The organism is Ensifer sp. KUDG1 (assembly GCF_050434285.1).
In the GTDB taxonomy this organism is placed as follows: Bacteria; Pseudomonadota; Alphaproteobacteria; order Rhizobiales; family Rhizobiaceae; genus Ensifer.
On record NZ_JBNDIG010000002.1, the window covers coordinates 71699 to 81780 of the forward strand.

Annotated in this window: 9 protein-coding genes; 5 read left to right on the forward strand and 4 right to left on the reverse strand. The window is 62.9% G+C overall.

The features are described 5' to 3' along the window. Nucleotides 1-3: 3 nt before the first annotated feature. From M2267_RS05790 to M2267_RS05805, 4 genes are all read right to left on the reverse strand, one after another. Nucleotides 4-822 carry an ABC transporter permease gene (locus tag M2267_RS05790; protein ID WP_429113155.1) on the reverse strand — a complete coding sequence of 273 codons (819 nt, stop codon included), beginning with the start codon at nt 820-822 and terminating at the stop codon, nt 4-6. Next, complete coding sequence (locus M2267_RS05795; RefSeq protein ID WP_429113158.1) at nt 822-1688, reverse strand: ABC transporter permease; 867 nt, start codon at nt 1686-1688, stop codon at nt 822-824. The genes M2267_RS05790 and M2267_RS05795 overlap by 1 nt, the downstream gene beginning before the upstream one ends. A gap of 308 nt (nt 1689-1996) precedes the next feature. Continuing rightward, on the reverse strand, nt 1997-3157 hold the full coding sequence (locus tag M2267_RS05800; RefSeq protein WP_429113160.1) for a polyamine ABC transporter substrate-binding protein: 1161 nt from the start codon (nt 3155-3157) through the stop codon (nt 1997-1999). A gap of 70 nt (nt 3158-3227) precedes the next feature. Next, nucleotides 3228-4310: an ABC transporter ATP-binding protein gene (locus tag M2267_RS05805; protein ID WP_429113162.1), complete on the reverse strand. Its 1083-nt coding sequence runs from the start codon at nt 4308-4310 to the stop codon at nt 3228-3230. Nucleotides 4311-4555: 245 nt separating this feature from the next. On the opposite strand from M2267_RS05805, the gene M2267_RS05810 reads away from it, so the two are divergent. From M2267_RS05810 to M2267_RS05830, 5 genes are all read left to right on the forward strand, one after another. After that, nucleotides 4556-5299, forward strand: coding sequence for a helix-turn-helix transcriptional regulator (locus M2267_RS05810; protein ID WP_429114498.1), 744 nt, complete (start codon nt 4556-4558; stop codon nt 5297-5299). A gap of 277 nt (nt 5300-5576) precedes the next feature. Beyond that, nucleotides 5577-6542, forward strand: a complete 966-nt coding sequence (locus M2267_RS05815) for a sugar-binding transcriptional regulator (RefSeq protein ID WP_429114499.1) — start codon at nt 5577-5579, stop codon at nt 6540-6542. A 117-nt stretch (nt 6543-6659) separates the two neighbouring features. Next, complete coding sequence (locus M2267_RS05820) at nt 6660-8102, forward strand: extracellular solute-binding protein (protein WP_043615733.1); 1443 nt, start codon at nt 6660-6662, stop codon at nt 8100-8102. A gap of 186 nt (nt 8103-8288) precedes the next feature. After that, nucleotides 8289-9212, forward strand: coding sequence for a carbohydrate ABC transporter permease (locus tag M2267_RS05825; protein ID WP_043615736.1), 924 nt, complete (start codon nt 8289-8291; stop codon nt 9210-9212). Between the two features lie 11 nt (nt 9213-9223). Continuing rightward, entirely contained in the window at nt 9224-10081 is an 858-nt protein-coding gene (locus M2267_RS05830) for a carbohydrate ABC transporter permease (protein ID WP_034792198.1), read from the forward strand. The last annotated feature ends 1 nt before the right edge of the window (nt 10082 follow it).

A 10082-nucleotide genomic window follows, 5' to 3' on the forward strand; every position in this document is an offset into this window, starting at 1 on the left:
GTTTCACTCCCCGGATTTCGTTTTCTTTTCCCGCATCAGGATGCGGGCGGTCAGGATCAGAAGCAGCGAGGCGACGAGCACCAGCGTCGCGATCGCGTTGATTTCGGGCGTCACGCCGCGGCGGATCGAGGCAAAGACGTAGATCGGCAGCGTGGTCTTCGAGCCCGCGACGAAGAAGGCGATGATGAAATCGTCGAAGGAGAAGGTGAAGGCGAGCAGGAAGCCCGCGAGGATCGACGGCAGGATCTGCGGCAGCACGATCAGCCGGAAGGTGGTGAGCGGCGTCGCGTAAAGGTCGCTCGATGCCTCGACGATATCGCGGCCGAGGCTCGCGATGCGGGCCTTCACGATCATCGTCACCAGCGCCATGGAAAACAGGCCGTGGGCGGCGATGATCGAGCCGTAACCGAGCCCCAGCTGCGGCGGCTGTTCGCCCGGCCAGATGGTGGCGAGCGCCGGGTTGACGAAGGAGAAGACGGCGACGAGCGCCACCAGCGTCGCAATGCCGATGACGACGCCGGGCACGACAATGGCAGCGGCAAAGAGCGCATCGAAGATCGCGCGGTTGCGCGGCGCCAGCCGCTCCATGCCAAGGGCTGCCATGGTGCCGAAGATCGCGGCGAGCGTGGCGCTGGTAAAGGCGATCAACAGGCTGTTCTGGAGGGCCGAGACCAGGAAGGTGTTGCCAAGCGCCTTGCCGTACCAGGCGGTCGAAAAGCCGGTGAACTCGCTCGCGTTGCGCCCCGCGTTGAAGGAGAACAGCACGACGAGCGCGATCGGCGCATAGAGGAAGAGATAAACGGAGGAGATGAAAGCGCGCATCAGACGAGATCCACCTGTCTTGTGCCGGCGACGCGGAAAGCGATGCGCATGGCCACCATCAGGATCACCACGACGACGGCAACCAGCGTGACGGCGATCGCCGAGCCGAAGGGCCAGTTTCGCGATTGCAGGAAGAGATCGACCAGCGCATTGCCGATGAAGAAGACCTTGCCGCCGCCCAAGAGCTGCGGGATCAGGTATTCGCCGAGCAGCAGGATCGTCACCAGCGCGACGCCGGTCATGACCCCCGGCAGCGACAAGGGCAGGGTGACGCCGAAGAAGGTCGACACCGGCCTCCCGCCGAGGTCGGCGGAGGCTTCGAGCAGGCGGCGGTCGAGTTTTTCGAGGCTCACATAGATCGGCATGATCATCAGCGGCAGGTAGCCGTAGACGATGCCGAGCAGGACTGCACCCGGCGTGTTCAGCATCCTCACGTCCTCGATGCCGATCATCGAAAGCAGGTTCGGGATGCCGCGGGAGCCGAGGATGTACATCCAAGCATAGGTGCGCACGAGCAGGCTGGTCCAGAAGGGCACGACCACGAGCGACACGAGGATCAGCCGGTAGCGCGGGTTTGCCTTGACCGCGAGGTAGTAGGCGACCGGATAGGCGATCAGCAGGCAGGCAAGCGCGCCGATCGGCGCCAGGATCAGCGTGTTCCAGAAGGCCGCCGCTCGCGTCGGCAGATTGGCAAATTGCGCAAAGGTGAAGGCCGCCTGATAGCCGCCTTCCGGTGCGCGCTCGCCAAAGGCGAAGACCAGCATGGCGATGAAGGGCAGCACGAGGAAGATCATCAACCAGGCCGCGGCCGGCGCCACCAGCGCCGCCGTCACCAGGTTTCTCTTCGTGTTCGTCGCTGCTGGCATGAAATGGTATCCGTTTGGTTTCAGTCGTTTTTTCGGGCTGCTGGGTGCGCGGCGAGGGAAGCCCCTCATCCGTGCTGGGTCGGGAAGCCCCTCATCCGCCTGCCGGCACCTTCTCCCCGCAGGCGGGGCGAAGGGGACTTGTGGCACCCTCTCGGCCCCTCTCTTCCGACAGGGGCAAGGGCGGGAGCTTGCAGCTTGTCCCTTCTCCCCGTCAGAACGGGGAGAAGGTGCCGGCAGGCGGATGAGGGGCAATTTCCTCACGGCGCAGTCGAAGGGGCGCCCCTCCACCTGGGGTCGTCACGTTCCCATCAAGCCGACTTGAAGCGCGCCATCAGTTCGGCGCGGCCGGGGTCGGTGAGGGTCACGGCGGCGCCGAATTCGAGCGGCGTTAGCGATGCCTCGTCCGGGTAGACGATCTTGTTGGATGTCACGTCGACGGGCAGCAGCTTCAGGACGCGGCTGTCTGTGGTCGGCGCACCGTTGGCGATGTGCTCCTTCATGGCGTTTTCCGGCGCCATCAGGTAGTTGAGCAGCGCATAGCCGGCCGCCTTGTTGGCGGCGCTTTTCGGGATCGCGTAGAAGTCCGACCAGATCTCGCCGCCATCCTTGCCGAGCGTGAACAGGATTTCCGGCATGTCGCGGTTGAGCTGGGCGCCGTCATTGGTCCAGCACATGGTCATCCAGGCATCGGTCGCGCGCATCGACGGCTGGTAGTCGCTGTTGATGGCGTAGAGATGCGGCTTGACCTTGATCAGCAGTTCCTCGGCCTTGGCGAGTTCTTCCGGCTTGATCGAGTTGAAGGAATAGCCGAGCGACACCAGCGCGTTGCCGATGGTGGTGAGCTGGTAGTCGTGCACCATGGCGCGGCCGTCGCCGTCGGTCATGGCGATCTCGAAGAATTCCTTCCAGCTGGTGACCGGTTTCTTGATCTTCGCCGAATTGACCGCGATGCCGGTCGTCCCCCAGTTCTTCGGCACCGCATAGGTCTTGCCGTCGACGGTGCCCTCGTTGGTGAAGCGCGCGGTCTCGGTTGCGGCGTCGTAGTTCGGCAGCTTCGCCATATCGAGCTCGTCGATGAGGCCGAGCTTCACATAGGTCGAGATCGTATAGTTGGTGGGAACGAAGAGGTCCCAGCCGGTGCCGCCGGCCTGGAGCTTGGCGAGCATCTCTTCGTTGGAGCCGAAGACGTTGACCTCGACGGCAACGCCGGTTGCCGCCTGGAAGGCCTCGAAGGTCGCCGGGTCATGATAGTTCGGCCAGGTGGCGATCGACATCTGCGTGCCGAGATCGCCGGCAAAGGCGGTGGAATTGAAGAGGCCCGGCTGGCGAGCAAGCACGGCGGTTGCAAGGCCGAGGCCGGTGACGCCGAGGAAATGGCGTCGCGTGACCGAGCCGCGCTTCAGGCGCATCAGTTCGTCCGCGAGCTGGTCGGCGGTGATAGGGGCATTTTCTCTGTACCATTTGCTCATGACGCTGTTCCCTTTATCGTTTGACGTTCATGCGTAGGCGGCAGAACCGGCTTTTCGAAGCCGGGCGATGTCAGGCTGGAAAGACGTGAAGCGCGTTCGGGTCGAAGGCGAGGCCGACCTTTTCGCCGGGTTCGACGAGTTCGCTGTCGCCGAGCGTGCGGCGGTCGGCCGTGACAAGGAAATCGCCAAGACCGTCGACCGCGACGGAATATTCGACCGCTGAGCCCAGGAAGATCCGGTGCGTGACCGTGCCGGCCAATGCTTCAGCGCTTGCCGCGCCGTTGCGGGCGAGCCGGATCGCCTCGGGTCTCAGCGCCACCGTTGCTGCACCTTTTGTGCCGTTGACGGCGGAGGTGGCGAAGCGGGCGCCATTGGCAAGGACGAGCGACGAGGCGCCGTCGACGGTGGCATCGATGCGGTTGGTCTTGCCGACGAAATCGGCGACGAAAAGGCTTGCGGGCTTGTCGTAGATTTCCTGCGGCGGGCCGACCTGGACGATGCGACCGGCATTCATGACGCAGACGAAATCGCTCATCGACAGCGCTTCTTCCTGGTCGTGGGTGACGAGCACGAAGGTAATGCCGAGTTCGCGCTGCAGCGTCTGCAGCTCGATCTGCATGGCGGTGCGCAACTTCTTGTCGAGGGCTGCCAGCGGTTCGTCGAGCAGAAGCACCTTCGGCTTGTTGACGATGGCGCGGGCGAGCGCCACGCGCTGCTGCTGGCCACCGGACATTTCGTGGATGCGGCGTTTGCCGAAGCCGCCGAGCCGCACCATTTCCAGCGCCTCCTGGGCGCGGCGGGCGATCTCGGCGCTGGCGATGCGCGGCCGCATCTGCCTCAGGCCGTAGGAGACGTTGGCTTCGACGTCGAGATGGGGGAATAGCGCATAGTGCTGGAACACCATGTTGACCGGGCGGCGATAGGCGGCAACCCCGTTCATCGGCTCGCCGCTGATGAAGACCGTGCCTTCGCTCGGCTGCTCGAAGCCGCCGATCATGCGCAGGCAGGTGGTCTTGCCGCAGCCCGACGGCCCGAGAAGCGCCATGAAGGCGCCGCGCGGCACCTCGAGATTGATGTCGGAAACGGCCGTCACGGCGCCATAACGTTTGGCGACCGAACGGAACTCGATGTCGTTCGTCGAAGCGGATGTCACGTCTGTTCCCTGCGGTTGTTTTCGGATGTCGCCAGGATCTCGTATCCCGGCACTCCACCGTCATTGACACGCAGCCTAGTCACCACATGCCTTGCCGGTATATACCCCGAGAGAGGTATTTCAACGCGGATTGCTCTGTGTGAGGAGTATACCCCAGAGCAGGAAACACCGGCCGGGAGGGCGGTTTGAGCGTCGATCTCGAAGGACTTTTTCAGGTCATGGCGCCGCTGGTGGCGGGTGCCGCGATGGACGACGATGCCGTCGGCTCCACCTATCGGCGGCTGATGTCGACGCTGATGACCTTCGACTACGTGGTTGTCTTTGCCTATCGCGGCAAGGAACGGCCGATCGATCTCTACAGCACCTTTAACGCCAGGGATCACGTGCTCTTCGTCAGCCTCTACCAGGCTGGACCGTATCTGCTCGACCCGTTCTACCACGCGGCGATCAAGAGTGAGCCCGGCGTCTGGCGGATGCGGGAGCTGGCGCCCGACCGGTTCTTCTCCTCGGAGTATTATCGCACCTATTATGTGCAGACGGGGCTTGCCGAAGAGGTTGGCTTCTTCGTGCCGGTCGACGAGCAGATCACCGTCGTGCTTTCGCTGATGCGGCGCGAGGCGACGGGGACTTTCAGCGCTGCTGAGTTCGCGCTTCTGAAAAAGGTGGAGCCGCTGGTCTCCGGCCTGGTGCGCCATCATTGGGCCGATCTCGGTCGACGGTTCGATGCGGCGCTGGCCAAAACCGGGCGCAGCAAGCGCAAGGCAACGCATCCGCCGGCCGACGGCGTCTGGCAGCATCTCAATCTGACGGAGCGCGAAGCCTCGATCATCGAACTGGTGCTGCAGGGGCATTCGTCAGAATCGATCGGTCTGAGGCTCGGCATCTCCACCGGCACGGTGAAGGTCCACCGCCGCAACGTCTACCGCAAGCTCGGCATTTCCTCGCAGACGCAATTGCTGTCGCTCTACCTCCGAAACCTCGGACAATAATCCGGCGACCCGTGCACCGCTGACGGTCGGTTGATCGTCTGTCGAGCGGCGCCTTTCCCAGTTTTCAAGAAACTCCCGATCTCCGTTGCCTGCCGAGGGCCGCTGCCATTGCGTGCAGCCGCTGCGACCGCTCAACCACCTCTTCACAAACGTGATCGCTCATTTGTCAAACGCTATTGACATTTTTTTCACGCCATGAAATTTCTTTCATTAACGGATAAAAATATCACGCGGTGCAAAAAATATCATGCAGCGCAACAAGAGCCGGGTGGAGACAATGACGATTGGCGGGACGGGCATTCGTGATGACGAAACCAGCATGGCGACACGGGCGGCCTGGCTGCACTATGCCGGCGGCCTGACCCAGGCGGAGGTCGCCAAGCGTCTGGGGCTGACCTCGCTGAAAGCCCACCGGCTGATCATGAAGGCCAACCAGGAAGGGCTGGTGAAGGTCTATATCGACGGTGAAGTCTCGGAATGCGTCGAACTCGAGCAAGCGCTTTCGGCCCGCTTTGGCCTCGACTATTGCGAGGTCGTGCCGGACTTCGACGCCGACGATCTGCCTTTGAAGGCGCTCGGCATTTCCGGTGCGCAGTTCCTGAAGCGCGAGATCGAGCGCGGCGAGACCGCGCTGGTCGGCGTCGGCCACGGCCGCACACTCGCCGCCTGTGTCGAATACCTGCCACGGATCGGAAGCGGCAACACCCGCTTCGTCTCGCTGCTCGGCGGGCTCACCCGCAAGTTCTCCGCCAACCCGCACGACGTGATCCACCGGCTCGCCGAGCGCACCGGGGCCGAGGCCTATGTCATGCCGGTGCCGTTCTTCGCCAACACGATCGAGGATCGCGACGTGCTCTTCAGCCAGCGCGGCGTGCGCGAGGTCTTCGATCTCGCCAAGACCGCCGATCTGCTGATGGTCGGCATCGGCACGGTCGAGCGCGAGGCCTCGCTGGTCTCGACCGGCATGATCGAGACCAGCGAGATCGAGGACATCCAGAAGGGCGGGGCAATGGGCGAATTGCTCGGCCATTTCTTCGACCGCGACGGCAAGCCGGTCGAGACCACGCTTTCCGACCGCACGTTTACGCTCAGCCGCGAGGACCTGAAGAACCGCCGCACGGTCGCTGTGGCCGGCGGCAAGATCAAGGTTCCGGCCATCCGGGCGGTGCTCGCCAGCGGGCATTTGCGCGGTCTCATTACCGACGAGAGGACTGCGAGGGCGCTGGCCGCCGACGGCGCATGAGGCGCTGACACATTCGAGGCCATGAGGGCAGGGAGGATCTGCCCGCGGTCTTAAAGGGAGGAATACCGGTGGGGTAGCCGGCAGTCGCAATCATACCCGCAACGGAGGAGAAGACGAATGTACGAGAAGGAGAAGGACCTCATCAGCGCATTCCTGCGTGGGGAGGTGGACCGCCGCGGCATGCTCAAGGGATTGGGGGCTGCAGGCCTGGCAGCCGGCACGGCCGGCACGTTGTTCAACATGATGTCGACGCAGGCGCTCGCCGCCGATTTCGACTGGAAAGCACACTCCGGCAAGAAGCTGAAGCTGCTTCTGAACAAGCACCCTTACGCTGATGCGATGATCGCCAACCTGCAGGCCTTCAAGGACCTGACGGGCATCGACGTGACCTATGACGTGTTCCCGGAAGACGTCTATTTCGACAAGGTGACGGCGGCGCTGTCGTCGGGCTCGGCCGAATACGATGCCTTCATGACCGGCGCCTACATGACCTGGACCTATGGCCCGGCCGGCTGGATCGCAGACCTCAACGAATGGATCAAGGACCCGGCCAAGACCAACCCCAACTACAACTGGGACGATTTCCTGGCCGGCGTGAAGAATTCCTGCGCCTGGAACGGCCAGCCGGGCGGAGCGCTCGGCTCGGAAGACGCCAAGCAGTGGTGCATTCCGTGGGCGTTCGAGCAGAACAACATCACCTATAACCGCGAGATGTTCGACAAGGCCGGCGTCGAGCTGCCGAAGAACCTCGACGACATGATCACGGTTGCGGCCAAGCTGCAGAAGGACATCGGTGGCATCTACGGCATCGGCGTTCGCGGTTCGCGCTCCTGGGCGACGATCCATCCGGGTTTCCTGTCGGGCTATGCGAACTTCAACCAGAAGGACCTGAACGTCTCGGCCGACGGCAAGCTGTCGGCGGCGATGGGCACGGCGGAATCCAAAGCCTATCACGCCAAGTTCGTGCAGATGATCCAGGAAAGCGGCCCGAAGGACTGGTCGACCTACACCTGGTACCAGGTCGGCACCGATCTTGGCGCCGGCGCCTCGGCGATGATCTTCGACGCCGATTGCCTCGGCTACTTCATGAACGGCGGCGACAACAAGATGGCCGGCAAGCTCGGCTATGCCGCCTTTGCCGCCAACCCGGAGGCCACCGCCTCGACGCCGAACATCTGGATCTGGTCGCTCGCCATGTCCAACTTCTCCAAGGACAAGGACGCCACCTGGTACTTCCTGCAATGGGCTTCCGGTCCGGAGCATGCGCTGTTCGGCGCCACCAAGATGGACTTCGTCGATCCGGTTCGCCAGTCGATCTGGAAGGACGAGATGTTCCGCGAGAAGCTGAACGGCAAGTATCCGGGTTACGTCGAAATGTTCGACGCCTCGGCCGCCGGTGCCTCCATCAAGTTCACGCCGCAGCCGCTGTTCTTCGACGTCACCACCGAATGGGCATCGACGCTGCAGAAGATGGTCGCCAAGCAGGTGCCCGTCGATGAAGGTCTCGACCAGCTCGTCGAAAGCATCAACCGCCAGCTCCAAGAGGCGGGTCTCGGCTGATAGGCCTCCCAAGCGATCCCCGGCGCTACGACGCGCCGGGGATCCCGAGATGCCGGCATCAGTCGGCCTGTTGCGACCGGTTTGAGGTCGCGCCGAAATCAACCTGAGATGCCGAGGAACTGGCGCGGCGCCTGAAGGCTGCCGCGTGCCGCGTGCTCTTTAAAGACTTCAGGAACGGAGCTCGACATGGCTTCAACAGAAACCCTCAAGAGACCAGCCTCCGGTTTCAGGATCAGCAGGAAGATGCTTCCCTATGTGCTGAGCCTGCCGGCGCTCTTGGTCTGTATCGGCATCCTCATCCCGTTCTTTACGGCGGTCATCTATTCCTTCCAGCGCTACCGGCTCAGCCAGCCCTGGGCGCGCCAGTTCAACTGGGGCGAAAACTACCTCAACTTCTTTACCGATCCGGCCTTCTGGAACACGCTGAAAGTGTCGCTGCTCTATGCCGGCCTCACCGTGACGCTGGAACTGCTGCTCGGTCTCGGCATTGCGCTGCTCCTGCAGCGGCGCTCGACGGTCAACAACTTCATCTCGATCATGCTGCTGTTGCCGCTGATGATCGCGCCGGCGCTCGCCGCCTTGATGTGGAAGCTGATGACCAATCCGAGCTTCGGCATCCTCAGCTATCTCGCAAGCCTGATCGGGCTGCATGATTTCCGCTGGGCATCCTCGCCGGACACCGCGCTACTGACCGTCGTGCTCGTCGATATCTGGGTCTATACGCCCTTCATCATGATCCTGCTTTTGGCCGGCCTGCGCTCGCTGCCGACCCAGCCCTTCGAGGCGGCTGCACTCGACGGCGTGCCGCGCAGCTTTGTCTTCTTCCGCATCACGCTGCCGATGCTCACACCCTATATCCTGACGGCGACGCTGTTCCGGTTGCTCGACAGTATCCAGCAGTTCGACATCATCTACGCGATGACGCAAGGGGGACCCGGCAATACGCTCACCGTCTTCCAGGTGGAGGCCTATCTCAACTTCTTCCAGTCGACCAATGTCGGCCGTTCGGCAGCGCTGCTGATCATCCTGTGGGCGATCACCTACACGCTGTCCAACGTCTTCATCAAGAACTGGCTGCGGCTGCGCGAACGCGCACGCGGCGAAGCGTAAAGGAGGGACCAATGGAAACCATGTCTCCGCTCGAACGGACTTTACGCGGTCTCGCCCTGACGCTTGTCGTCGTCTTCTTCATGTTCCCGATCTTCTGGATCTTTCTGATGTCGTTCCAGACGAACGAGACGATCCTGGCGATCCCGCCGTCGGTCGTGTTCTCGCCGACGCTGTCCAACTATGCGGCGTTGATCACCGGCAAGCTGCAGACGGCGGCGGGAACGCTCGACATCGCCTTCATGCGCAATCTCGGCAACTCGATCTTCCTGTCGGTCGCCTCCGTTGCCGTGGCGCTGGTGCTCGGCGTGCCGGCGGCCTACGCCTTTGCCCGTCACAAGTTCAAGGGCTCGGAAGACATCGCGTTCACGCTACTGTCCTTCCGCTTCGCGCCGCCGCTCCTGGTGCTCTTGCCGCTGACCCAGTATTTCCAGTGGCTCGGCCTCTCCAACACCTATTTCGGCCTGATCTGGGTCTACCAGTTGATCTGCCTGCCGCTGATCCTCTGGATCGTGCGCGGTTACTTCGAGGACATCTCGGCCGACGTCGAATATGCCTATCGCATCGCTGGCCATTCGTGGTTTGCGACCTTCCGCAAGATTGCCCTGCCGCTTGCCGGACCGGGCATTGCCGCTGCCGGCCTGCTTGCCTTCATCTTCGCCTGGAACAACTTCGTCTTTGCGCTGGTGCTGGCGTCCGCCGACAAGCAGCCGGTGACGGTGGGCGCACTTGCGTTCGTCACCTCCTCGGGCATCCAATACGGGCAGATCGCGGCGGCCATCGTGCTTTCGGTCACGCCGACGCTCGCACTTGCACTCTACGCCCAGCGCTACCTCGTCGAGGGCCTGTCGCTCGGCGCGGTGAAAGGGTAAC